The sequence below is a fragment of the Bacteroidota bacterium genome, from assembly GCA_030706745.1.
Taxonomy (GTDB): Bacteria; Bacteroidota; Ignavibacteria; order Palsa-1295; family Palsa-1295; genus PALSA-1295.
The window spans coordinates 91,079-117,667 of record JAUZNX010000008.1 but is presented as its reverse complement, the minus strand read 5'-3'; the positions used below and the strand labels follow the sequence as shown (position 1 = coordinate 117,667).

The window sequence follows — 26,589 nt, the reverse complement described above, 5'->3', positions numbered from 1 at the left end:
TGAAAATCATAAATTATGCTGATAGAATGCGCTTTTGTTACAAAACCGTGGGTTTTTCGTGGGGTTGCTTTTCGCATTGCTGTCGTATGTTTGCCACGTCCATTCGGTCCTTAGGCCGGAGGATACACTAATTTGCCCCAAACGGGTCTTCCATTCTCCACTTCACTGGAGAAGTTCTGATCTCGAACATGACCAAACGCCGAAGCCGTGCAAAACGGCACATTGCGTGGGAGCAGGCCGAACTCGCTTCGGGGGGCTTCTACGCTCAAAATCTTCATGAGGTCGCCGAACGCTACCCCATGCTCACACCAATGGAACGCCGCGTTGCTGCGCTCGTCATGGCCATGCTGCCAAGCTGGAGAATCGCCGAGATTCTCTGCATCCGCGAGGCCAGTGTCGAACGCTATCGCTGTCGCATTCGGCGCAAGCTCGATCTCCACGGCGGCTGGCTGCAAGAGTATCTCGCCACCGCGTGACCAGCTGCCGCGATTGTCGTGGTTTTGTCGGGGTGGAATCGGACATGCGCGCGCTAGTTTCGCCAATGTTCACTCGGGCCTGCGGTCCGAACGGAGGTAGCCGAAAATCCTGAACAGAGTAGGCCGTTTCGTTCTCAATAATACCATAGGAGAATATAGTGATGCCAACACTTCAAATGGGAAGACTATCTCTGGCTGAACCTCTCTTTCCAGAGGAGTACCAGAAGACGAACCTGGGAAAGGCTAAGCAACTGATCACCTCATCGAAAGCGCTTGCCGCTTCCGTAAAGCATGCTTTGGATGCTGCCCACAAGGCGAACTTCAAGGTTAGCACTGCGGATTCTGAAGCTGCCCTTAAGGCGTATAACGCCGTGGTCGCCGATGGCCGATACATCAAGGAATTTGCCTCAGACCCTGCCGGAGCAGCGAAGAAACTCAATATCCATCTATCCGACTCAGCGGCCAATGCCGTAAAGCATGCAGCCGGCTTCGCAAGCGGTGCATCGGGTGGAGGGGCGGTTTCGGACAGCGTAGATGTGGTTTGCGTGGCAGTCATCGTTCTAATCCTCGTTTTGGAGGTACCAAGAGAGGGAGACTTAATGCGACAACATATCATCATCGATCATTCCGGCCGAATCACGCTCTGAGGGGACAGTTCTTACTTTCAAACACAGCTCGCGTGGGTGAAGTAGATGTCGTTCTAGTTAGCATGCCTTGGGGGCCTGTCTCCCAGCCCTCGCTCGGACTCGGGGTTCTCAAGGCATGCCTCAATCAAAATGGAATACGCGGGAAAGTCTTCCATGCCTCCCCGCGCCTGCTTCGGTGGGTATCGCTGGCCACCTACGAGTTTCTCGCGGGGTGCTGGGGTATCAACGAATTCCTATTCTCCGGGGCGCTCGATCCTGAATGCGACGAAGTTCAAATCAAGCGGCTAGTCGAGCAGGCCGAGAAATACGTCGAAGAGAAACGAAATATCAAATATGGGACAGCGGAGGAAATGGTGGACCTCTTCTTTGGTGTGCGTCACGAGGTCGTCCCGGCATTTCTATCACTTTGCGCTGAGAGAATTCTCGCCTCCTCCCCAGCGATGGTCGGTTTCACTTGCATGTTCGATCAAACCATTGCGTCGATCGCCCTTGCCAAAATACTGAAGCAAATTCAACCCGACCTCACCATTGTTCTCGGCGGCTATGCATTGGAAGGACGGTCAGCCACGACAGTTGCAGCGAGCTTTGATTGGCTCGATGCGATCGTGACAGGAGATGGGGAGAAAGCGGTCGTCGATATTGCTCAAGCGGTCCTACGCGGAAGAGAAGAACTCGACTGCCTTTTACTCCAGCATGGAGAGCCTGCTGGCACGGTGGGTCACGATGGAGAGTCGTCAGCAATCATGCCACTGGAGATGCTGCACGCGCCACTTCTTGCTGCTGCTGCCACAAAGACATCACCGCGGCGGATTGTCTTGCGAGCTCCAAAGATAGATCTTGCCGAGAGCCCAGTACCAGACTACTCTGATTGGTTTGACGATCTTGAAGATATCCAGCAGGTCGATCAGATTCGCATCGCATCTAAGATTTTGCCGGTGGAAAGTTCGCGAGGATGTTGGTGGGGGCAAGTGAAGCATTGTATGTTCTGCGGCATTGACGATGAGACACTAAAATACCGTTTCAAACCTCCCCAGCAAATCCTTAGCATGCTCGAGGAGATGCGAAATATGTATGGAAGTCATTCGTTTCACTTCTCCGACTACATCATGCCAAAGAGGTATTACACCGAACTGTTGCCTCTGCTTGCTCAGCATCGACCAAAGTTTGACCTTAAGGGGGAGATGAAAGCAAATCATCCTCCGGAACGAGTCCGGTTACTCACGGAAGCCGGCTTCACCGAAGTCCAACCAGGCATCGAATCCTTCTCAACCAAAGTTTTGCAGGCGATGAACAAGGGGGTGCGTGCCATCGACAATGTGAGTCTCCTCAGGGCATCCTACATCAATCGGCTGGTTGTAGACTACAACCTCCTCTATGGACTGCCAAACGATTCGGTAGAAGACTACTTCGAAATGGCAGAGCGTATCCCACGGTTGTATCATCTCACCCCTCCAGTGGCACGCACCTACACTGTCGTAACACGTTTTGCCCCATTGCAGGTGAGCCCGGGAAAGTTCGGCATCATGACGCAAGCGAAGCACCACCCTTGTTATGACACAGTATTCTCGCAGGCGTACCTTGCCGAGTCAGGGCTGTCGCTTGATGATTATGCATACTATTTCGATCGCAATTTCGAGTACAGCCCGGAACTCAGGACGATTTACAAGCAGATCGTATTCCAGGTAGAGCATTGGAAGTCGCTGCATCGCAGTCGCTTTGTTGAACTCTCGCATTCCGTGCATGATGGGCGAGTTCACATCGTGGATTCTCGATTTTCTGAAGTGCGGCAGTATGAATTGGATGAGCCCACCTCTTTCGTCTTTCTTGCGTGCGAATCTGCACCCACTCATGTCGAGAAAGTTTTCGATCGGATATCAGCAAGCTTTGGTAGTACATCAAGGCAATTTGATGAGTATCTGAGCGAACTTGATGAGAAAAGAATAGTTTGGAAAGAAGGTGGATCGATCCTCGCGTTGCCGTTGCCAAAAGAAGTTTGCACTGCCCACAAAGAATCGGAATGGACTAAATCCTGGCTCTCGCTTTTTGTGTGAATTCAAACTGTCTCCCTTCCGCTCTTCAGCGATAAACCCTTCAAGACCGAATTCTCAAACACTGGGAAGCACAAGCCATCTTGCATCCCATTATAACTCTTGACCGGGGCCTTGGGAATCTTCGCCTCCGATTCTCCATCTAAGCGGCGCACGTCGAACGACTGCTATGCCGTTCTCAGAATTCCTATTTGCCTCTCACTTCTGAGTCTCGTTAGGCGGTCTCCGTCCCATCCCCAATCAGCGCTAGCTTCCGTTGGGTCTCGCGGAGTTGCTCCTTCTTCTCCTCGAGCAGCATTTGCATTTGCTGCAGTTTCTCCCACATCACACCGTCACGGGTACGACTAAGGCCGTACATTGCTCGGGCGACTGCGAGTTCACGGTCCATCGAGTGGACTTCATCGTGTAAGTTATGCTCCTGAGCATCCACCTCCGGCGCAAGTTCTCTTCCGGCATCAACTCGGTCCCAGAAGTCCGGGTCATCCTCGCCGCCCCGCCACTTCAGATTATCCCAAATAGACATGAATGCAAAGATACGGACGCCCTGGTGGGAATCTTCGTCCGCGATTCTTAGTCTCCTGTCACCATGCTGCATGACCGCTATGCTGTTCTCAAAATTCCTGATTACCGCTCGTTTCAGATCTTTCGATTTTTGCTCACCTTGGGCTTGCAAATCCAAGTCGTCGTCGTCGGCTGGCATGTGTATGCGCTGACACACGATCCGCTAGCACTGGGCCTCACGGGACTCGCCGAAGCCATCCCTGCCATTGGCTTCGCAATCTATGGCGGCTACGTCGCCGACCGTCACTCACGTAAGCGCATCACCATCTGGTCCATCGCCGTCATGGCGTTGGCAGCGGTCATGCTATGCTATCTTTCGACGAGCACCACATGGTTCGCCGCGTATGGCGCATGGCCGGTCTATCTTACGATCTTCTTCGGCGGCATTCCGCATGGCTTTCTCACGCCGGCCGCGACGAGCTTCGGCACGCAACTGGTGCCGAAACATCTCTATGCCAACGCTGCGACATGGAACAGTACAACGTGGCAAACCGCGGCGATCATCGGTCCTGCAATCGGCGGCGTAATGTATGGCTTTGCTGGCGTTACGGCATCCTATGCAAGCGTGGTTGTGCTGCTCGCGGCCGCCCTCCTGGCGATTGCGAGGGTTCAGGCGCCACACAATGCGAATCAGCTTCGTGGTGAATCGGTGATCAAAAGCGTCAAGGCTGGTTTCCGGTTCGTGTTCGACACTCCCCTGTTGCTTAGCGCGATTTCTCTCGATCTGTTTGCCGTCCTGTTCGGTGGTGCGGTTTCCTTGCTGCCAGTATTCGCCAGCGATGTGCTGCACGTCGGTCCCGAAGCATACGGGATGATGCGTGCCGCGCCTTCAATCGGCGCGGTGCTCATGGCGGCAATCCTCATTGCCCGGCCCATCGGCGATCATTTTGGACGGAGTCTGCTCTTTGCCGTAGCCGGATTCGGCGTCGCGATCATCATCTTCGGACTCTCGCGGAATTTCTATCTTTCGGTGGCGATGCTCGTCGTGAGTGGTGCGCTTGATAACGTCAGTGTAGTCGCGCGCTTCACCATCCTGCAATCGCTCACACCCGATTCAATGCGCGGCCGCGTCTCCGCGATCAACTCCATGTTCATTGGCTCATCGAACGAGATCGGCGGCTTCGAGTCGGGACTCGCGGCAAAGCTGATGGGCCTGGTGCCCTCAGTCATCTTCGGCGGACTTATGACGATTGGCGTCGTTATCGGCACCGCCATACTGGTGCCGCAACTTGGACGAATGAAGAAGTCAGATATTGTACTGGCGGAAATCTGAACAGAGATTTGATGCAGTGTACGTGGAGTATTACTGCATAGCCCGCTTTGACATGAAGAATTGTGTGGAAGACAGCTCCACACTAAACGGCAGGACGATCTTCAAGCAAGCCCGGCATTTGTGTGGCCTGAACGGCAAGCTCATCGCAACGCTCGTTCTCGCGGTCACCGGCATGGCCTTTGGTCCACTTGAACTCGACGTTATGCTCGTTCGTAAGCGGCAGGAGCCGTTGCCAGAGATCGATATTCAGCACGGGCGATTTATCCGCCTTGCGCCAGCCTTTCTTTTGCCAGGACACCAGCCAGCCTTTATTGAACGCATTGACCACATACTGCGAATCAGTGTAGAGTGTCACATCGCACGGCATTTTTAAAGCTTCGAGCGCCGCAATCACGCCGCGTAACTCCATGCGGTTATTGGTTGTATTCTTAAACCCTTGCGAGAGTTCGCGGCGCCGACCTTCACTATCCAGAAGGACGGCACCAAATCCGCCCGGTCCCGGATTGCCGGAACAGGCCCCATCGGTATATATGGTGATATGCGGGCGGCGTGTCATAGTGTCGCAGAGGAAGAGTATGTTGGTATCGAGCGGCGTCGTGAAATTCCGTCGCTCAACAGCATGATCGCCGGAAAAGTGAAGCCGGGAATCGCTTCATTCGCGGGATAGTGCTAAAGCTGGGTCAGGGACGTATTCGCAATTCAATTAAACCACGGGGCGAGCCAGTGTGATCCTTGTAATCTCCGGCGGGCAGTTAATCCGGATTGGCAAGCCAACCACCCCGATACCACGTGAGACGTACATCTGCGTTTGCGATCTCGACTCGCGCGGCAGGTAAATACCTTCGACGTATTTCGATGCGATCGTGCTGAATGCCATAACGGTCTCGCCGATCCGGCCAAGTACGATCTGTCCACCATGCGTGTGGCCACTTAGCATCAGGCCCACATTCGTTTTGGCGAACGACTCGAAATGATACGGCTTGTGACACATAAGGACGGATGCCGCATTTTCGGGCACTCCATGGTATGCGGCTTCGATATGCGGAGCCGCATGGCCCTCGACATATCGGGTGACATCCTTGGCATCATCATCATCCACGCCAATAAGATACAGTGGCTGACCATTGATCATGAGCTTCGCGTTGCTGTTGCGGAGCATCTGAATCGGTGTGTCCTCCACGCCCCGGCTCACGTCGTCCACGCCGGCATAATAATCATGATTACCCGTACACGCAAACACGCCCATTGGCGCCCGAAGCTCTGACATGGCCTCGAGCAATGGCGGAAGTTCGCTGGTGCTCGATGTGACGAAATCACCTGGCATCACAATCAGATCGCTATTCAACTCATTGGTTGTTTTGACGACTCGCTTGAGATCGTCCACATCCATGAATGGACCCGAATGAATGTCACTGAGGAACGTGATGGTCTTGCCATCCCACTCCGCTGGGAGATTCGGAATGTGAAACGTCCGGTGGGTGATCTCGATCTCATTGCGGTCCATAATCCCACGCGTGCAACTGGCAAGTGCGAGCCCGCTGACGCCCAGGATGCTGGAATGCAAAAACGCGCGGCGTGAAAAGCTGCGTCCTGAACCCGCACTTGGTTCAGGCACGACCAACCCTTCTTCTTGTTCCAAACTCAGATTCTTATCAGCTACATTCATTCCGTAACGACCTCCAACGACGAATCATAATTAACGACATCGACTTCCCCACCTTCTCGATCTATGCGTACCTTCTCACGAAGCCGGAGTAGTCCAAAGGCACCTGTCCTTCGCCACATCGCGAACGGCATGAGAATCGCAGCCCACAACAGCATGATCGATTGCCAGACTGCGAATGGATAGAGCAGCCACGTCGTTGCGACGACAACATGCTGCGGCATCATACCCCGGAAGTAGAGATACAGGAACGGCGAGTCCATCACAACGAAGAGGATTCGGCTCAAGCGCGTCAATTTCTGGCCGGACTTTGGATAATCGCGCAAGAGAACACGCCGCAGATTCGCATAGACGAATCGGTGCAAAAGGACCGATACGACGAGAACGGAGAGATAGGCGATAATCTGTGCGGCTTTCGATGGCATACTCGAAGTCTAAGTGCGAAAATGCTCAATATGGTTTCTGAGAACCGGCCCGCAAAGCAATCGAAGGCATGAAATCCAATTCAGTGATGTTGCCCGTTCGATGACTGAAGAGCACACGATCAGCGATCCAACTCCCCCATTGCAGCCGCCAATGGGGTTCGGGGAAAAACTCGCCTTCTACCGGAGACGATGGGTTGTCATTTCCGGCATTGCTATCGTCGGCTTCTTCGTCCTCGTCGTTCTCCTCGATGTTGTCATCATGCCGCTCTATGTCAAGAGTGGATCGGTCGCGACCGTGCCCGCCGTCGTCGGGATGAAGAAGGATACCGGCATCGCACGGCTCAAGGCCGCGGACTACGAGCCTATCGAGTATGAAGTCCGGTTCGACGATAAAATACCGGAAGGAACAATCATCCGCCAAACACCCGAAGGCGGAGAAGAGACCAAACCCGGTCGCAAAGTCTATCTCGTGATCTCAGGCGGTAAGGAAATGGCCATCGCACCAGACTTACGTGGCAAGTCGCTCCGCGACGCGAAAATGGCGCTGCTGAAGGCGAATATGTCGCTAAACAATGTGACCTATGCTTATTCCGACAGTGCCAAGAACGGGACGGTCTTCCAGCAGACTCCCGCACCCGGCGCTCATACATCGACAAGCGCCCCCGTAAGCGTCGTCGTTTCGGAAGGCCCATTGCTGGGCCGAGTGCCGGTACCCGATCTTAAAAACATGTCGCTTGCCTCGGCTCTCGAAAAGTTGAAGTCTGTTCAGCTTGAAGTCGGTAAGGTCAATTACCAGAATGGCACGCCCGAAAACGCAGTGCTCGATCAATATCCGCAACCGGGCGACTTAGTCAACGAGGGCGCGACCGTCGATCTCTTCGTCGCACGTGGCGGGCAGGTCGTGCCCCCCGAGGGGAATGGACACTAACCATTCGGATTTTGTTTTTTGGATTTCATATTCATAATCACTGCCGTTTTCGAGCCGGTTTCGCCATTTACTCCTATTTCTTTCATGAATGACTTCTCTCTTTTGAGTTGTCATTTAATGAACGCCCTCTCCTCTTCATCCCTGACCACGTCATCCTGAACGAAGCGTAGCGCAATGAAGGATCGCATGATGCGAAGCCAAGAGACCCATCGGAATGCTGTTCTCCAGTTGGCTAAGAATCTCTCTTGTCAATGAGCAAATAGGTGCCTGTGACCTCACCAGCAATATACGTCACAGAAACCCCGAGTGCAAGAAAAATCTTTGCGCGGCAGAAGAATTCATGGAAGCTCCCGAAAAAACAAATCGTCCCACTCTCGGAAGGGACGATTTGTTGTTCGCCGGAGCATTCGCGGCGTCCGATGATGAGGCCCTTATTCCTTCACTAACTTAACCGTCTGCACTTCGCTGGTGCCGGCGAGAGCGTTCGCGGATGTGACTCTGGCCACGTACACACCGGCGGGGAGATCCGTAACAGTAATGATGGCTCTGGTGCCCTGGACGTGGTACTCCGGAAACACCTCCATTCCGAACGATGAGTAAAACTGAATCTTGCGGAGTGGAGTAGTGCCGTCTATATCCAAATATACTTCGGTCTGGGCCGGATTCGGATACAGATCGTGCGTTGAAGCAAGAGCAATTTCTCTTTCAACGTTCGCTGCTGGGTTTCGCAATTTCACATTCCAAACATCGGAGACGCGATTCGGGGCGCCGCCTGTGCCCTTGCCAGCATGATTCCCACTTACATCACCATTGTTTGCTGTTTCGGTCGACCCGTTCAGCAAAAACCCATGGTCCTCTGTTTCGATGACGGTACCGAAGCCATCCCTTGCAGTGCCACCTAAGCATTTCTGCCAGAGGAGCGTTAGGTCGGGCGACAACTCGCCGACCCACCCATCCGCGGAGTCCACTGAACCACGATGGAGACCGGAGACGTCGCCATCGGTAGAAATCGTGCTGCCCGCGAACACGAAATTGCCGTCTGCGGTCCGAATCACGGAACGAATAACATCGGAATCGGAGCCACCCAGACAGACTTGGTGTAGCATCATGCCATTCGTGTCAATCGCAAAGATCCAGCCGTCCCCATGTCCATGCTGCCCGATGACATCGCCATCGTTTGAATTCGTCCAGCCGGCGACGAGGAAACCGTCAGGGATATTCAGAATACAATTTGCCATGTCGTAGGAGAACCCCCCATAGCATTTTTGCCAGACGATCCGCGCAACGGAATCGAGTCTGACCACCCACACGTCGGATCCCCAGATTTTAGGATCGAGATGCAGACCGGTTACGTCGCCGTGAGGAGTGGGTACGTTGCCGTGAGGACCAGTGAGGTATCCACTATCGGGCGAGTTAGTATTACCCGCAAAGATATACCCGCCACCGGGAACGGTGACGACGGATGTCGCCTCCTCATAACCAACCCCGCCCAGGAGCCTGTGCCATTGATCCTCACCCTTCGAATTGAGCTTCACAATCAATGCATCCCAAGTACCCATAGTGAAAGGATCAACACCATTATCATAATAGTTAGTATGGGACTGCCAATCTTCTTCATTCGCATTAGACGATCCGACAACGAGGAAGCCATCCGGAACTTCAATGATAGAGTTGAAGTATTCATCGCCTGTATGCGATCCAATGCAGTGCGCCCACTCCTTCACTCCCATCGAATCCGTCTTGACTACCCAGCCTTCTACTTTAGGGGATTTCGCTCCACTTACAGGATTTGGGGATATCGTTTCAGGATAAGGATCGGTTACATCGCTGTCGTGTGACAAAGTAAGGCCGCACATAGCGAAACCTCCATCGGAAGTTCGAATTAAGCACTGTGGACCGTCCTCAGACGTTCCTCCAAAGCATTTTTGCCACTGAATCTTACCCAGGATATCTGTCTTGACTAACCAAAAATCTTGTGACGGAATGTTCTGAAAGCCCGTAAAGCCCGTATGATTTCCGCTGACATCGCCATCGTTCGATTCCGTCAGTGCAACAAAGGCATATCCTCCGTCTCGAGTGCGAACGACCATATGGTCAGAGAGAATGCCTTGACTTTCGAAATAGCTAGAACTTTCGAAATTTTCAAAGCCTGATCCGCCATAGCAATGCTGCCACTCGACCTTGGGTGGCGTTTGAGCGCCAGCTAAACAGGGAAGCAAATGTAGAATCGCGGCTGAAACGAAGAGGGATGTTGAGCGCATGATGATCGACGTTAGTCGGCCTGGCCCATTGCCGAATCGCAATGGACCAGTGACCGCAACCGGTTTCAGTCTCTTTATGATTCCGGAATGTAATAACTCTCTAAAAAGTGATTGGGACGGACACGCAAGGAACAATTCCACAATTACCAGTGCAGGATATGGTATAATGCTCAACAAGTATGGATTCGCAGATCGTGAAGGTCATGCAGTCTCCATACTGAAGGGCACTGCTCGTCGGAAAGTTTGGATCGTTCGGATCAACGGCGTCCATCGACCGTGGTCCTTGCCAACTGCAATAATTTCCGACATCGCCCGGGCACGTTGGGCAGCCATGGTTCACGCAATTTGAATCCGGGCAATAGCTGCGACAATTCCCGTTATTATCGCTATTGCATGTAATCTGAATAGAGCTAATCGATAGGTTAGGGCAAATGTTGCAAATCGTAACCTTAATGCAGTGTGAGCACGGTAGTGGATCGGAACACGATCCGCTTGCGCAGCTCTGAGTTGCCGTGCTCGTTGTAACGGTAAAGCAATTAGGCGTTTGCCCGGAAGCAACAGTGGTGGACAAGGCCGATGCGATCAGGCAGAAGATGGCAAGGACGAAAGTCCTGCGAAGCAAACCAATCGAGCTATTCATGGTATAACCTCATTTATCGTGGGATCACCGGCACATGAAGCCACTATGATTGTGAAAACGAGCGGGCCTGGCGGGACTGCCGCACCAAAGGACGCTTCTGAATCAGCATGACACCGTTTGGTGCCGCATCGGACAATGCCTCATTTTTGACTCAATTTCGAGGGTCGCCCATGCGAGACCGTTCAATTGTCATTTTTTCTAATGAGCAATAGGTGCCCCTGAACCCACAAGCAATATACGTCGGCGAAACCGCGAATGCAAGAAAAACCTTCGTGCGGCAGAAGAATTCATGGAAGCCTCAATTCAGCCGGAGGAAGTACTCCAAAAAGCAAATCGCCCCTCTCTCGGGAGGGGCGATTTTTCGCCGGAGCATTTCCGGCGCCGATGTTGAGGTCTGCTACTCTTTTACAAGCTTAATCGTTCGCACCTCACCGGTGCCGAGCGTGATGCGGAGATAGTACGTGCCAGAGGCGCAGCGCGAGAAGTCGATTGGGATTTGGTGCTGGCCCGATTCGAACAAGCCATCCCCCGTCTTTTGAAGCGATGGGCACGGCGTGTTGTTGCCCATCACATCGAACACCTCCACGCGCACGTACTCCGCGTCCGAGAGATCGAACCGAAGCGTCGTTAGGTCGTGCAGCGGGTTCTCCGAAACCGAGTACGACGACACGTGCTTCCCAAAATCCCCGCCGCTCGGCACCCAGGCGTACTTAAAGTGGATCGCTAGAAGTGAGTCTAAACCAAGATCCTGCATGGAAGGGAGCGTGGTATCATAAGGAACGGTCGTGTCGTTGAGCCATTGTTCGTATTGCGAGCGGCGGGTATTATTGTATAGGAAGCGAAGGTTCGGCATGTCGCAAGGATCGTTTAGAAGCATCCACCGGATCACAGCAAGGCTGCGATTCTGATCTTTCCACATCAGCTGCTCGGTTGTATCGTGAAGCGACCCGAGGCATTGGGCAAGGGCCTCAACGCATTGGCAGAAGTAAGCTGGGTCTGTCGTATTCAAATAGAGCACAGATTCGAGCCAAGCTCGCGTTTCAGTCCAGATGGCTGTGTCCTTCAGTTGCAAACCCTGCGCTCCCGCTATAATATTGCCGAAAGCCCAGGAAACCATGTGATTCTCGGGACATTGCAGAATAAACGATTTTGCCGAATCGTATTCCCGCTGACGCGGGCCTTGCTCACCATAAATATCGAGCATATGAAACATCGAGTCGCAGTTGAGCATGGTATCGACCGACAAGAGGGACTTGTCGATTCGTTTTGATCCCATCACGCCACCCGACCAATTCAATTGAGAATAGCAATGGGCCGAGTCCGGAACTGCTGTCGCGGCCTGAGCAAAGGCTCGATTTTCGACCGTACCGAGTGCGGCGAAGTGGTATATCGTCGGCTTGGCAATCGCCGCATAGCCCGGAAGCAGCGCTCCCGGGCACACGAGCAGGAGTGTAAGAAGTGCTATCATTCTTTCACAAGCTTAATCGCCCTCGATTCGCCGAACGACGTGCTGACGCGCGCGTGGTACCGAGTGTGACTATTAGCATACACGCAAAATGTAATGTTTGAATGAATCGGAACGGGCGGAGGGAGCCGGTGTCAGGGCTGGCGGGAACGCGAAATGGGGCCAGAGCGGGCGTCGGGACGAGCGTCGTCCGAGGAAACCGCCGCTAATATACGAAGAAAAAAACGGATCATTTGCAAACGGGGACACTCCTTGCAAGCGTGCAGCATGAGAGCCTGCGGCGGGGTTCGGATTCATGGAACGAATTGTCTTCTCAATTAACTGTTCATCATGATTACGTTGAGGTAATCCGATTTTTTTTCTCGTTAACCCGCCACGACGTGTTAACCGCAAGGGTGCGCAACCCGGTTGTTTTTTACTGAGGTCCGTTATGAAATATTTGGTTCGACTTTTCACCGCAGTCGTCCTTCTCTCCACTGTCACCTGCCAATTAAGCGCGCAGGGCATCTCATCCTCCGGCACCGACTATTGGGTCGGCTTTATGCCCAATGGGGATCCTGCACTCGGCGCGTATGCCGCCCAGATGCGGCTATTTATCGCTACGGGGACGAAGAATAAAGTGTCCGTGTCGATCGGCACTTCAACTACGAGCTACATCCTGGCTCCGAACGAGATCAAAGATCTTCCACTTGATGGCAGGGCGCTGACGTCTAAGAGCGAGACGATTACACCGGATGGAGCGGTGCATGTGACGAGCACCAATCCCATCACGCTGTATGGATATTCGGTTTGGACATGCACCTCCTGTATCGGAGGGTCTCCGGATGGATTCCTCGGGTTGCCCATTACTTCCTACGGGACACAGTATTACACGGTGAATTATCCCGATGGAGTATTTAGCGGAAATACCCATGGCGAGTTTTTGATCGTCGCGCCCTACGATAATACCAACGTCACGATTACGCCCAAATCCGATACGCGCGGCGGACATTTGGCCGGAGTGCCATGGACCTTCACGCTGAGCCGGGGACAGACATACCTCGTTCAATCCCCTGGCAACGACATCGGAGCGAACGATCTCTCCGGCACGAGCATCACGACCTCCCGCCCCGTCGCGGTTATGACCGGTCATGAGATCTCATCCGTACCAACCGATTGGGTGCGTTCGGCCGATCACTTTCTCGAGATGCTCCCGCCCGTCGATAAGTGGGGAACGCAATACTTCGATATGCCGATGGCTGGCCGCACGGCCTGCGGCGATTTTATTCGCATCATTTCCGGAGAAGATGGCAATCAGATTACATACAAGAGCAATGGTCCCAATGGCACCTACTATCTGAATGCCGGCGATGTCGTGGACGATGAACTGGTCACCGATCCGACGGTCTACACATCTGTTAACCACAAGAAGTTTATCGTTACGCAGTATTCGTATTCGCAGGGTTACAATGGTGACCCGGGCACGGCAGATCCCTTTATGGTCCTCTTTACGCCGCAGCAACAGTTCGAAAAGGAAATGATCTTTCGGACGCCCACACCGGCAAAAAGTGGGACGTTCAATAACTATGTGACCTTCATCGCGCGCGATGATTCGATCAAGAAGATCACAATCAACGGACAGCCGCTCGGCACCGGCAACTCTCAGTTTGCCGGTCACGCGCAATTCCCCAACACAAACCCGGTCATGGGTGGGTATCGCGTCCTCCTGCTTGGAGGCTCGAACGTCGATTACGTTGCCAAAGGACCGGTACCATTTGGCGCATACCAATATGGCTTCTCACTCTATGAGGGTTATGGCTGGCCGACCGGTATGGCCCAGAATATCATTTCGCCCGATACACTTCCGCCGCTTGTGAAGATACTCGATAGCACGTGCGGGACCTACACGCTCCGTTTCTTCGAACCGAGGAGAATTACAAACGGATTCTCGTTCGATGATACCCGCCTTGCGTATATCGCGCTCATCACCGATGCCGGTGATGCCCGCTGGGACACGCCCTCGTATAATTATTCGCTGACGCCCGATCCCGGTTTCATCGTTGGCGATAGCACGACCGTAGCAAAGCTCTCCGTGGTGGATCCGACGCAGGATGCATACGCCGCAATCTTTACCGTCGATCGCGCAGGCAACGACACGGTTTACCAATACCACTACTACGCACCGAAGATTTCGGTCACGCCGGCCCCAACGTATGACTTTGGTGCCATCCCGGTTGGAACCGATAGCTGCATGACGCTGACCCTTACGAACCTTGCGGCCGGTGATTTCATGGCGGAGTCCGATTCGATCGATGGAATCGCGCAGGGCGGCAATTTCACCGTTAGTCCGAGGAGACTATCGCCGGTCCATGCGGCCGCGACAACAACGCTCTCGCTCTGTTTTCAAGCAGTCGATACCGGCGTCGTTTCGACCGATACGTTACGCCTTCTCTCCCAATGTGCCACATATCAGTATCTTCTGAAGGGCACGGGAATTACACCGCTGATTTATGCCAGCGATGTCAATTTCGGCGAGGTCGATAGTGGCCAGACCCTCTGCAAACAGCTTACGCTTCGCAACCCCGGCAAGGCGACGCTCACAATCACGAGCCAGGATTTAGTGACCGATCCGAATTTCTCGATCGATCCAAATCAGAAGTTTCCGATCGTCATTCCGCCCGGCCAAAGCGTGGACGTCCTGTATTGCTTCCATCCGAAATCATGGGGGACGTTCTCCGGCCACGTGATCTTTGCAAATCTCAATACCGCAAAATTCCAACATTCCATCAAGGATACCTCACTGCTGACGGGGCTCGCACTGCCGGCCGGCGCCAAACTGACATCGTACGACAAGACCTTTAGCATCGGCTGTACTGATACACTGCTACGGGACACGTTGTATAACAATTTCGCAAAGGGTCAGGTCATCGATTCCATTGGACTGGCGGGCCCAGATGCGAAGTACTTTACACTGACTGTTCCTACGAAGTCATTCCCGTTCGTTCTTGATCCGGGAATGGGGAATGAGAATGAGGTGCCGCTAGAGATTCAATTCCATTCGCTCCTGAATGGATACGATTTTACACCGCGACACGCGACGGTCGTAGCATACGCAGCAGCGCCAAGTCCGCAACCTACACTTGCAATCACGGCGCAATTGGTGACGCCGCGCATCGCGTTTGCGCCGAGCTCGATCGATCTCGGCTACGGACGAATTGGCCACAGCACCACCAGCAGCTTCACGATCACCAACTCGGGCAATGCACCACTCACCATCGGCTCCTACAATGTTTCCGGAGCAGATGCTGGCGCTTTTACCTTGTTGCCATTGCCACCATATACCATTGCTCCCGGCGCGCAGCAAATCGTGACCATCACAGCTACGGGTTCCGAGACGCGCACGTATACCGCGCAGGTCCAGGGCACGAGTGGATGTGAAAACTCCTCCCTCGCGCTTGTTGCCAAGTTCTATAACGTTGGCGACACTTCAAATGGGACGACACATCCAAAGACCTACGTCGCTGTGGCCGGCGGGCCCTGCGGGACGAACCAGCAGACTGCCTTCTTTGTCAATACCGGAAGCTTGGACACGATCACAGTACTCTCTGCCACGATTGACGCGACGAGTGACTGGAAGAATCCGGGGGATTTCGGAATACCGGGTGGATTCAATTCCGCGAATGTGAATCCGCACGATACCCTTTATATCCCCATCCGCTTCACACCGATGGCTCATGGCGTCCGGCAGGCAGCATTGACCTTGAACCTTAAAGGTAAAAAGGTCGATGGGACCGACAGCCTTTGGACGGAAACCGTGCTATTGCAGGGCACTGGCGTCGGAGTCCGGCGCACATTCGCCATTGGCGCGATGGCCTCGACGCCAGCCGCCTATCAGGCGCTCCCTGATCATACGCTTGCGGTCCCAATAGTCATCGATAACGCGATCGACTTCAATACTCCGGATAATGGCACCCAGGGGGCCTATGGCTACCGTGTCGATGTGAGCTGGAAGCGCGATCTGTTCCAGTATATATCGGTCACGCCGCCGGTTGTCGCATCCAATCCGGTTTATAATCCGGCCACCGACATGGAAACGCGGACCTTCACTCTGCTTTCGAGCTCGCCGCTCGGTGGGCAGACCACACTGGCCACGCTGAACCTTCGGGTCATGGTGAGCAAGAGCGATACGACAGCAATCGGGCTGGCCAATGCCGTCTGGCTCGATAAAGACTCAACGCCATTGTGCTATGCAGCCGATACCACGATTGGCGCGACATTCCAGCTCGATCCGGTTTGCGGGACGAAGTCGATCCAATACATGCTCACGAATGGCACAATTCCGCCTATTATTCGGGACATCCGACCGAATCCTGCGCATGACTTCGCGAAAATTGGCTATTCGGTCGCGGCTCCGGCTGTCATTTCGATTTCCATCTTCGATGTGATGGGCAATGAAGTGCGCCGCATTGCCGATAAGGTCGCCGTGCAGCCTGGATCGTACGATGCCACACTTTCAGCGAGCGATCTGCCTTCCGGTACCTACTTCTGCCGTCTGACAGATGGTCAGACCGTGAGGACGAGAGAGTTTGTGTTGCAGCGGTAGCGAAAACAGATCCTAACACTTTAGAGGTAACGAAACAGAAGCTGAAGACCCTTGCGCCGCGAAGCGGTTGCAAGGGTCTTTAGTTTCTGTGCTCTTCCCCATTGCCGAAAGTCATGACGAATTGAGTGAACCCAGACTCACCCACCCGGCTCGGCTGGAGGTTGACAAAGCAACATTTGCGGTAGATGATCGTCTTGTCCTAAGTGAAGTCGAACTCATTAGGAAAAGAGTGCTCTCTGAAACACCCGAAGTGCCATTCGTAAAGCTCTATCGCGCTGCAATGCGAATGAGGCGCGAATCTGGCGAAAGCCGTGTTGGATGAAATGTGGAGCGCCCACCCGCTCGAGTGACCCGGCTCGAGCGCCGACGCTCCGTTGGAACAGATAGGAATGCGTAGTTAATGGCTTGGACACCGCAACAGCAGCAGCGACCGCAAATGCCGAGAGGCTTTGGCGGCTTTTCGTTCTTCCCACCGGCAATCAAATTCCTTCTGATTGCCAATGGCGGAGTATTCCTATTTCAAATGCTCTTCGGAGCATTCCACATGGCAGGGCATGAGTCCCTCTCGTCCTTCATTCTGCAATATCTGGCTCTGTGGCCGCCGGATTCGCATTTCTTCTATCCCTGGCAGCTCGTCAGCTACATGTTTTTGCATGAGGGGTTCACGCACATCCTGTTCAACATGCTGGCCCTCTGGATGTTCGGGGTTGAAGTCGAGAATGCCTGGGGCACGAAGAAATTCATCACCTACTATTTGATCTGCGGTTTGGGCGGTGCGGCTTCGCATCTGATGCTCTCGGGTTTCTTCGGCGCCGAGGGGGGACCGTTGATTGGCGCATCGGGTGCGATCTTCGGCGTGCTTGTCGCCTTCGGCCTCATGTTTCCAAACCGTCCAATTTATTTCTTCCCGCTGTTTTTCATCGGCATTCCTGCGAAGTTCTTTGTTGCCGGCTATATGGCGCTCGAACTCTACATGACCTATAACGGAGGAGATAACATTAGTCATCTGGCGCATTTAGGTGGTGCGGTGACCGGCATTGTTTACATTCTGATCACAACTGGCGGACATTTGCTCCGGATGCGGAGGCAATCCCCACAAGGCACCAGTGCATGGCAAGGTGCGCAGCCGAGTGCTCCACGGAGTGGCACCGGCTTTTTTGGCCGGCCACGGGCTCGCACGCAAGGGACCGCCGTCGATGCGGAGTATCGCGATATCAATGGCCACCCGGCAGATACGACCACGACGCAAGCAGACGTCAAGAAAGCGCGGACGATCACCCAAGAAGAGATCGACCGCATTCTCGACAAGATCGCTGCCACCGGTTACCAGAATCTAACGACCGAGGAGCGCGACATCCTCTTCGAAGCATCGCGAAGAATGGAAGAGCGGAAATAGAAGACAAAAGTACGAGTTCAACTTATACAGCATGGAAGATATCCTTCCCATTGTTTCGCAACGGAACGGGCACTCCGAAGACCCACATCAGGCACGCCGAAAGTCTCGCCTCGTGATGATCGGCTCGATCCCGGTTGGCGATGGCGCACCCATTTCGGTGCAGTCTATGACGAAGACCAAGACCGGCGATATTGATGCGACGGTCGCCCAGATCAAACGTATGGAGGAAGCCGGCTGCGACATTGCACGCGTCACGGTTAACGATTGGGAAGCCGCTGAAGCGATCGGCGAGATCGTCCGGCAATCGAATATTCCCGTGGTTGCCGACATCCATTTCAACCACGTCTTTGCGCTCAAAGCGATCGAAGGCAATGTCGCAAAGGTGCGGCTGAATCCGGGCAACATCGGCAAGATCGAACGCATCCACGAGGTTTTGGGCAAAGCCAAAGAGAAGCGCATTCCGATTCGGATCGGCGTGAACTCGGGCTCGCTCGAAAAAGACATTCTCGATAAGCATGGGTACCCAACTGCCGAGGCGCTCTACGAGTCAGCCATGCGGCATGTAAAGATTTGCGAGGACTTTGACTTCCAGGATGTCATCATCAGTGTAAAATCCACGGATGTGCGGCTCATGATCGAGGCGTATCGGTTAGTTGCGGCGCGCACCGATTACCCGCTGCATCTTGGCGTGACTGAAGCGGGCACGACTCGCGTGGGATCGATCAAGTCTGCCGTGGGTATCGGCACGATGCTCGCCGAGGGGATCGGCGATACGATCCGCGTTTCGCTTACCGACGAACCGGAGAAGGAAATCGAGACTGGAAAAGAAATTCTTCGCACGCTTGGCCTTGCCTCGCGCAATGTCGAGATCATCGCCTGCCCCACCTGCGGGCGTCTGGAGATCGATTTGTTCAAAGTAACACGCGAGTTGGAGGCGGCGGTCGCGCACATCAAGAAGCCGGTGAAGGTCGCGCTGCTGGGATGCGTCGTGAACGGTCCCGGCGAAGCCTCGGAAGCGGACATCGGTATTGCCGCCGGCAAGGGTGTCGGCATTCTCTACCGCAAGGGCGTGATGATTCGCCGCATCAAGGAAGAAGATATTGTCGCCACACTGATCGAGGAAGTGACGAACTTCGCGGGATGATATGTTCAAGATCACGCTCGGCGCGCTGATCGGGTCGGTAGTCACTCAACTGTTGCCCTCCAAACGTGGACGGCTGATCTGGATCAGTGTTGCGTTCGCTGTCTTTGCTGCAATCGAGATCAACTTCATCGCGCACGGCGGCGATTGATCGGAAACAATGATTGTCGTCCAAACGCAGGCCGCAACCGCCAAGAGTATAGAGGAGTATTGCTTAGTCCCGATGGCCTTCCGAGTCGAGTCTAGGTACATTCCCCGGCCGACTTCCGGCGAGACACCGAGTTGGGTGTTGGTCGAACAGCCCATAGCGCAACCCTATTTGAAGGACTATGATAACGACGAAGATCCCCGCGATTGGGCTTCTCGATTCGATCTTTCAAATTGGGTCATGATTTCTGCATCCGATGGAGCGAAGCGAGTTGGCGGCGCCATTATCGCCTTCGACACTATCGGAGTTGACATGCTCGAAGGACGCTCCGACCTCTCTGTGATGTGGGATATTCGCGTCGATCCGGGCTACCGACGCCGTGGGGTTGGCTCGACTCTCTTTGTCGAAGCGCTGAACTGGTCGCTCACTCACGGCTGCCGCGAGATTAAAGTAGAGACGCAAGACATCAACGTCGCTGCATGCAATTTCTACCAGCGGATGGGCTGCAGACTTCGCTCTGTTCACCCTGGGGCATATCCCACATTGCCTGATGAGATTCAGTTCTTGTGGTATCGAGAACTCTAATAACTTCGGGCACGTCTGATACCCATCATGTCTGAACTACTCACAATTACCCGGAGCCATCCCCTCGCCACCATCACCATGACACGTGAGACGAAGCGCAATGCGCTCTCGCCGGAGCTTATGCGCGAGCTGTCGCAGGCGTTCGACGAACTTGCCAGCGACCCGGACGTCCGCGTCGTGATCTTGACAGGTCAAGGCAATACCTTCAGCGCCGGAGCTGATCTCGCGTATCTCCAGAAGATTGCCGATAATGGCCCGGAGGAGAATCTCGCGGACTCGCGTGCGTTGCGCGACCTCCTGTGGAAGATATACACCTTCCCAAAGTTCACCATCGCGCAAGTCCATGGCGCGGCTCTTGCCGGCGGTTGCGGACTGGCCACGGTCTGCGATGTAATCTTCGCGGCTGATGATTCACAATTTGGCTACACAGAAACGGCCATTGGCTTCATTCCGGCGCTCGTCTCGGTGTTTTTGGTCCGTAAGATTGGCGAGCAACACGCGCGTGAACTTCTGCTATCAGCGCGACGTATTACCGCCGAAGATGCGTATTCTTTGGGACTCGCGCAATATGTGGTGCCCTGTGCCACACTCGAGGCGTCCGTGCAAGAGTATGCGCTGCAAGTCGCGAAGAACTCCCCAAGTGCTATTGCGCTCACCAAGTCCCTCCTCGCCGCGCAGCATGGTATGAGTCTCGAGGCTGGCCTGGAATATGCGGCCTCGATGAATGCGCTGGCCCGTGGGACCGAGGACACCCGCAAGGGTATTGCGAGGTTTTTGAAGAAGGGTTGAAGGCCCGGAATGGTCAGTAATTTATGCCTTGAGGCAGTATGGCTATCCTTCGTATTTTTGCATTTTGCTGAAAGCACACATGATTCTTCGCTGCTGTCTTCTCGTTATTGGTCTTCTCGCGTTAGGGTACCAAGCCTCAGCACAAACGTTGGATCCTTATCGTCGCATCAACGACCCGCTTGCGATCGCTGATCTCGGTGGGGCGGACAGCGGAAGTAATCTGGTAGCTTTCAAGACCGGCACCGACACGCTCGAAGCTTCCGATACCGGGTCGGGGATCATTCGTAGTCTGTGGGCAGTATACAGCAACGGGGCAGATCCCAACACAGACACCATGGAACTATGGGTCGATGACTCGTTGCTCGTCCATGGCTCGGTCAGAGATTTTTTTACCCTACCACATGGGCTCATTTCAGCGCCTTTCGATACTGCTTCTTCCGGCGCGGAGGTCTGCGAAGTGCAAATTCCCTTTCGTCGAAATTTTCGATGGACTCACCACGGGGAATGGCATTGGAGTTGTGCCATCTGGCAGCATGTCGATACTTCGAGGACAGCATTACCACGCCTAGGAAGCCCCGAACTGGCAGCGGATCATTTGACTGCAACTGCAAAATACGGAAGTTCTAACCGGTACAAAAGGATAAGCCCGACGAATTTCAATCTCCATGTGTCCCCAGGCGATACCGCAGTTGTTGTGAATCTCTCAGGACCAGCATATCTCGAGCAGATTCATTTGTCAGTCCCAGCGGCTAAGGCAACATTACTTGATCATCTCTGGATAAATATCTATTGGGATTATTCACCGAGTTCTAGTGTGTCAATGCTTCTCTCAGATCTGTTCGGCGTCTCCTCCGGTGGAAAGGACATTCATTCGATGTTCATCTCGGTCGATACTGCGGCTGGAAGCTACAATCTTACCTTCCCAATGCCTTTTAAGGTGAACGCCCGCATTGCGGTTGTAAATCTCAGCGAGAACCCTATCGATCTTAGTGGAGCTATAACCCATCAGGATACTGCATGGTGCTCATCGTGGGGATATTTGGGCGCGCAGTTTCATGTTACCCCAGAAATTGCATATCACATAATGCAACCAGTCCTCCACGCTAAAGGTAAAGGGCGGTTCGTTGGAGCACTGCTCGATGTCCCCTATCCTCACGCGTGGCCTTCGTATTTAGAGGGCGATGCTTACGTTGTGGTAGACTCCCTCCCCTATGATTTTCCGGGGATCTCGACGCACTATGATGGAATCGAGGACTATAGCAATTCAGGATGGTATTTCTTCACGCCAATGGATACACTCTTGTCGATGGTTCCGTTTTCCCTGCCATTTCGAGGCTGCCCCCAATGGCCAACCACTGTTTACCGATTTCACGTTAATGCGCCGTATAACTTTTCGCGTTCGATTGATGTCGATTTCGGCCATGGATTTTACGATGATTTTACCACTACCTACCGAACTGTTGGATTTTACTACCAGCAATGGACGCCCTTTTATCCATCCTCTGACACGATCACAGCCGGCAATATCTGGACTATCACTGGATCGGGGTTTGCGCCGGACACGAGCATCGCGGCGGTTCTCGATTCGGATACGATTTATCAAGGCAAAGCAGAATCCGATGGGAGGATTGCATTCAAGCTAGTGGTCCCAGCGTCGTGGACGATTGGTGACCACACACTTGCCGTCAATGGAATACTTAAGCCAGAGCGAATCACAGTCCTGAGTCTTCCAAAATTATTGTACATTCAGGATAGCGCGGGCCGCATGTTTGGCGAATCTGATTCGATTCAGCTTCGGGCATATGGCTTTAAGTCTGGTGAACAACTTACGCTTCTCCTCGGAGATAGTGTGTTCAAACAGACTCCGCATGTCGTCGCGGATTCTGATGGCGTTGTGCGACTGATTACGCATCTCCCTTGGGTTCCACAAGGTCGCCATTCTGTGAAATTACTACGCTCGACCGGCTCCTCAGTAATTTCCGATTCCTCATTGTTCGTCACAAGAACTATTAACTACGAATTCGAAGGGTTGCCTCAGGTTGAGGGTAACGAAAATTCCGGTTACAGCTATATTTCAATTTATGGCAAACACTGGAGCCAGGGAGCAATTCAATTCTGTTATGGGAACCACGAGCTCGGCAGGACTGTGGCATTTAATTTTGTTGTACCGTATGCAGACACATTCTCCACAGAAGTGTTCAGTACAATCGGAAACCGGTATGGTATCTATCGCACGTTCATCGATTCAACGGACCTCGGCTCCCATGATTGGTATTTGAATATGCCATGGGGCATTGTCTTTCCCGATTCTACTTTGCTTCCAAATACCTATCTCACAGCCGGACTCCACACAATCCGATTTGTTAGCGAAGGCTGGGATGACAGCGCCGTGGAGAATAGCATTGCACCAGATCATTTCACGCTTACGCCAATTTCACGCTTCGGAGGCTATTTCCAGAGTGTGCTCCCATCAGTACCAACCGAAGAAATCTCGATTTTCCCAAATCCGCTGGATAAGGAGAGCCTTTCGATCGCGGGTTTGCCCGATTCTCTCGACCGTATCCCGATCACTGTCTTTGATGACCTTGGCTCACCAGTCCATCGTGGGATTCTACTCTCGACAAGCGGTCCACGAACCCTCACGATACCTCCTCTCATTAACGGCCGATATTGGATAGCGATAGAAATGCCAGCGCAGACTAGACTGCTACCTTTGGTGCTTTTGCGTTAATGCCCAGTAGACGCAAGCTAATTGCGGAACATCTGAATCGCGGTGCACGATCGGTGCCAGGCAATTCGATTTAACACTGAGCCCACAATCGTTGTCAAAGCACAGTCAAATTCGCAACTTCGAATTTCGTCAACTTGTCAGGATATCATGCTATTCCGAGTGTACTTGGTGGTCGCTCTTATGTCGTTCGCAGCCTTCGACGTCAACGCTCAAACGCTGGATCCCTACCGCCGGATAAATGAACCGCTTGCGATTGCTGATTTGGGTGGACCAGATAGCGGGAGTATACTGCGAACACTCGTTGGACGGTATGATGGGCCGAAGGACTTGGATGGGTACGTTATATTGGCAGGCGATACCGGAGCGGGTATTCTGCGACATCTATGGGCGGTGTACCCGAATGGCATTATTCCACCTAGAACAAGGATGAAACTATGGGTAGATGACTCGGTTTTGATCGAAGGCACAACGACCGAGTTTTTTACATCCTTGCATGGGCTGATCGGCCCGCCCTTCGATACCGCCTCCGCCGGTGCCGAGGTACTTGAAACACAGATCCCTTACCGTCATAATTTTCGCTGGACTCACGATGGAGAATGGCCGATAAGGAATGCAGAATGGCAACACATCGATGCCAATCAATTGCCACGATTGGGAAGCAACGAATTTGATGGATATCTAAAAGCGGCAGATGCGAATTATTGGAGATCCAATCCATGGCCATCGGGCAGATCGGTTTCCTTTTTAACTAAGGTCGCCGCCGGCGACACACTTATTCTTGCCAATCTGCGAGGTCCCGGTTATATCCAAAACATTCATTTTCACTTTGATGCCCTCGATACCGCTCTACTACAACGTCTCAGGTTTTCGATTCATTGGGACAACTGCCCAGCACCAAGCGTTGATCTTCCGCTTGCGGATCTGTTCGGCATCGCCTTGGGTGCGCATCCGGTTCATGCCTTCCGCATTTTAGTCGATTCCGCAAACGGGACTCTGGATCTATCCTTTCCCATGCCATTCAAGGTAAATGCACTCATTTCTATTACCAATGGCAATTCAACAAGCGTGCAATTGGATGGCAACATTGCCTATCGTGATACAATCTGGAATTCCTCGTTGGGATACTTTAGCACTCAATACCACGTGACGACAGACATTCCATATACTGTCTTCCACCCGCTGCTGCATACGAAAGGCACAGGGCGGTATGTCGGTGCAATCTTTAATTTTCCAAATGCGCATTTGGCTTCTCCAAATTTCATGGAAGGTGATGGCTATCTCATGGTGGACTCGTTGCCTTATGACGTCCGGGGAGCCTCGCTGCATTATACTGGCACGGAAGACTATTGTGATGGCGGCTGGTATTACCTTGACACCTCTCAAGCCCAGCCTCCGATTCCTCCGCCGTCCTTCTCATACCCCTTTCGAGGTTGTCCAAATTGGTGCTACACGATGTATCGCTTCCATATTAATGCGCCCTATAACTATGCGAAGTCCATGGATATTGATTTCGGCCATGGATTTCGAGAGGATTATACCCAAACCTATCGCACAACCGCATTTTATTACCAGCGCTGGACGCCCTTCTATGACTCCAATGATACCATCACCGCTGGCAACCAATGGACCATCACCGGCGCGGGCTTTACGCCGGATACAGCGTTGGTCTTGATGCTCGACGCGGATACGATTTATCGAGGCAAAAGTCAAGCGGACGGTTCGATTCTCATTCGACTCATGGTACCTTCAAATTGGAGAATCAGTGATCATACACTCTCGCTCAATGGGATTGTGAAACCAGAGCCGATTACAGTCCTTGGAGCACCAAAATTGTTCTACATTCAGGATACCGCTGGCCGCGTATTCGGAGAACGGGACTCCATAGAACTCCGCGCCTATGGATTTTTGTCCCATGAACGACTCTCTTTGCTCCTCGGAGATACACTCTTTCAGCAAATGCCAAGCATCATGGCTGATTCTGACGGCGTCGTTCGGCTTAAGACACACCTCCCGTGGGTTCCGCAAGGACGATATTCCGTTAGGATGTTACGGGCAACAGGTGCCTCGGTCATTGCCGACTCCACACTGTTTGTGACGCGAACCCTCAATTTCGAATTCGAAATGTTGCCTGTAATTGAGGGCAAAGACGAGGCTACATACAGCTACATTTCTCTTTCTGGCAAGCACTGGAGTCAGGGCACAATCGAGTTCTGCTATTCATACCATGAGCGAGGGAAAGTCTTTGCGTTTCAATTTGCCGTGCCATTTGCTGATACATTTTCAACGACCGTTTTTAGCACGATCGGAGACCGCTACGGTATTTACCGTACCTACATTGATTCCACAGACCTCGGCTCCCATGATTGGTTCTTGGACGTGCCCTGGGGGACGATTTATCGCGACTCGACCATCCTGCCCAATATCTATCTGGCAGCTGGAACTCACACCATTCGATTCGTCAATGAGGGCTGGGACGACAGTGCCGTAGAAAGTAGTTTCGGCCCGGACAATTTTACTTTGCGCCCACTTTCCGGGTCTGCCGACTACTTCCAAGGCGTAGCACCGCTCACAGCGAGCGAGAGTCTCGCGATCTTTCCGAATCCGCTGGATCAACTGTCACTCTCGGTCGCTGGCTTACCCGATGCTCTTGGCAGCGTCCCCGCAGTGCTCTACAATGCAATCGGTCAAGAGGTCCTTCGCACGATCTTGCTATCCGGACCTCGGCAGCGAACATTTACCGTGCCTCAACTGCCGAATGGCAGCTATCGGCTAGCCATCGAATTGCCTTCGGGGAGATCGGTAATTCCTTTGGCTCTCCAGCGATAGGCCG

Annotated in this window: 19 protein-coding genes; 13 read left to right on the top strand and 6 right to left on the bottom strand. The window is 53.2% G+C overall.

The features are described from left to right. Positions 1–188: 188 nt before the first annotated feature. The 3 genes from Q8902_10585 to Q8902_10575 all read left to right on the top strand — a co-directional run bounded on the left by Q8902_10585 (position 189) and on the right by Q8902_10575 (position 3,174). On the top strand, positions 189–476 hold the full coding sequence (locus tag Q8902_10585) for a LuxR C-terminal-related transcriptional regulator (GenBank protein ID MDP4200001.1): 288 nt from the start codon (positions 189–191) through the stop codon (positions 474–476). A 161-nt stretch (positions 477–637) separates the two neighbouring features. Further along, positions 638–1,123 (top strand): hypothetical protein, encoded by a 486-nt coding sequence (locus Q8902_10580; protein MDP4200000.1) that lies wholly within the window; start codon positions 638–640, stop codon positions 1,121–1,123. A gap of 32 nt (positions 1,124–1,155) precedes the next feature. Further along, positions 1,156–3,174, top strand: coding sequence for a RiPP maturation radical SAM C-methyltransferase (locus Q8902_10575; protein ID MDP4199999.1), 2,019 nt, complete (start codon positions 1,156–1,158; stop codon positions 3,172–3,174). A 211-nt stretch (positions 3,175–3,385) separates the two neighbouring features. On the opposite strand, the gene Q8902_10570 is transcribed toward Q8902_10575, so the two are convergent. After that, positions 3,386–3,694, bottom strand: coding sequence for a hypothetical protein (locus Q8902_10570; GenBank protein MDP4199998.1), 309 nt, complete (start codon positions 3,692–3,694; stop codon positions 3,386–3,388). 63 nt (positions 3,695–3,757) lie between these two features. Between Q8902_10570 and Q8902_10565 the strand changes: the two genes are divergently transcribed. Continuing rightward, positions 3,758–5,005: an MFS transporter gene (locus Q8902_10565; GenBank protein ID MDP4199997.1), complete on the top strand. Its 1,248-nt coding sequence runs from the start codon at positions 3,758–3,760 to the stop codon at positions 5,003–5,005. Between the two features lie 82 nt (positions 5,006–5,087). On the opposite strand, the gene rnhA is transcribed toward Q8902_10565, so the two are convergent. The 3 genes from rnhA to Q8902_10550 all read right to left on the bottom strand — a co-directional run bounded on the left by rnhA (position 5,088) and on the right by Q8902_10550 (position 7,093). Next, positions 5,088–5,561, bottom strand: coding sequence for a ribonuclease HI (rnhA, locus tag Q8902_10560; protein ID MDP4199996.1), 474 nt, complete (start codon positions 5,559–5,561; stop codon positions 5,088–5,090). Positions 5,562–5,708: 147 nt separating this feature from the next. Beyond that, positions 5,709–6,671 (bottom strand): metallophosphoesterase, encoded by a 963-nt coding sequence (locus Q8902_10555; GenBank protein MDP4199995.1) that lies wholly within the window; start codon positions 6,669–6,671, stop codon positions 5,709–5,711. After that, positions 6,668–7,093, bottom strand: a complete 426-nt coding sequence (locus tag Q8902_10550; GenBank protein MDP4199994.1) for a hypothetical protein — start codon at positions 7,091–7,093, stop codon at positions 6,668–6,670. The genes Q8902_10555 and Q8902_10550 overlap by 4 nt, the downstream gene beginning before the upstream one ends. Positions 7,094–7,193: 100 nt before the next feature. Here Q8902_10550 and Q8902_10545 point away from each other — a divergent pair, with 100 nt between their 5' ends. Beyond that, positions 7,194–8,021: a PASTA domain-containing protein gene (locus Q8902_10545; protein MDP4199993.1), complete on the top strand. Its 828-nt coding sequence runs from the start codon at positions 7,194–7,196 to the stop codon at positions 8,019–8,021. Between the two features lie 431 nt (positions 8,022–8,452). Here Q8902_10545 and Q8902_10540 read toward each other — a convergent pair whose 3' ends face one another. Together Q8902_10540 and Q8902_10535 are read right to left on the bottom strand one after the other, a co-directional pair. Beyond that, positions 8,453–10,282, bottom strand: a complete 1,830-nt coding sequence (locus Q8902_10540; protein ID MDP4199992.1) for a T9SS type A sorting domain-containing protein — start codon at positions 10,280–10,282, stop codon at positions 8,453–8,455. Between the two features lie 1,037 nt (positions 10,283–11,319). Next, positions 11,320–12,390: a hypothetical protein gene (locus Q8902_10535; GenBank protein MDP4199991.1), complete on the bottom strand. Its 1,071-nt coding sequence runs from the start codon at positions 12,388–12,390 to the stop codon at positions 11,320–11,322. Between the two features lie 427 nt (positions 12,391–12,817). Here Q8902_10535 and Q8902_10530 point away from each other — a divergent pair, with 427 nt between their 5' ends. From Q8902_10530 to Q8902_10495, 8 genes are all read left to right on the top strand, one after another. Continuing rightward, entirely contained in the window at positions 12,818–16,969 is a 4,152-nt protein-coding gene (locus Q8902_10530) for a choice-of-anchor D domain-containing protein (protein ID MDP4199990.1), read from the top strand. A 400-nt stretch (positions 16,970–17,369) separates the two neighbouring features. Then, positions 17,370–18,365: a rhomboid family intramembrane serine protease gene (locus Q8902_10525; GenBank protein ID MDP4199989.1), complete on the top strand. Its 996-nt coding sequence runs from the start codon at positions 17,370–17,372 to the stop codon at positions 18,363–18,365. Positions 18,366–18,396: 31 nt separating this feature from the next. Continuing rightward, positions 18,397–19,509 carry a flavodoxin-dependent (E)-4-hydroxy-3-methylbut-2-enyl-diphosphate synthase gene (ispG, locus tag Q8902_10520; protein MDP4199988.1) on the top strand — a complete coding sequence of 371 codons (1,113 nt, stop codon included), beginning with the start codon at positions 18,397–18,399 and terminating at the stop codon, positions 19,507–19,509. Position 19,510: 1 nt separating this feature from the next. Continuing rightward, positions 19,511–19,657 (top strand): hypothetical protein, encoded by a 147-nt coding sequence (locus tag Q8902_10515; protein ID MDP4199987.1) that lies wholly within the window; start codon positions 19,511–19,513, stop codon positions 19,655–19,657. A 9-nt stretch (positions 19,658–19,666) separates the two neighbouring features. Then, positions 19,667–20,239 carry a GNAT family N-acetyltransferase gene (locus Q8902_10510; GenBank protein ID MDP4199986.1) on the top strand — a complete coding sequence of 191 codons (573 nt, stop codon included), beginning with the start codon at positions 19,667–19,669 and terminating at the stop codon, positions 20,237–20,239. A 27-nt stretch (positions 20,240–20,266) separates the two neighbouring features. Then, positions 20,267–21,028, top strand: coding sequence for an enoyl-CoA hydratase-related protein (locus Q8902_10505; protein ID MDP4199985.1), 762 nt, complete (start codon positions 20,267–20,269; stop codon positions 21,026–21,028). Positions 21,029–21,092: 64 nt separating this feature from the next. Further along, positions 21,093–23,759, top strand: coding sequence for a DUF2961 domain-containing protein (locus Q8902_10500; GenBank protein ID MDP4199984.1), 2,667 nt, complete (start codon positions 21,093–21,095; stop codon positions 23,757–23,759). A gap of 147 nt (positions 23,760–23,906) precedes the next feature. Further along, a complete protein-coding gene (locus Q8902_10495) occupies positions 23,907–26,585 on the top strand; it encodes a DUF2961 domain-containing protein (GenBank protein ID MDP4199983.1) in 2,679 nt (892 codons plus the stop codon). Positions 26,586–26,589: the final 4 nt, after the last annotated feature.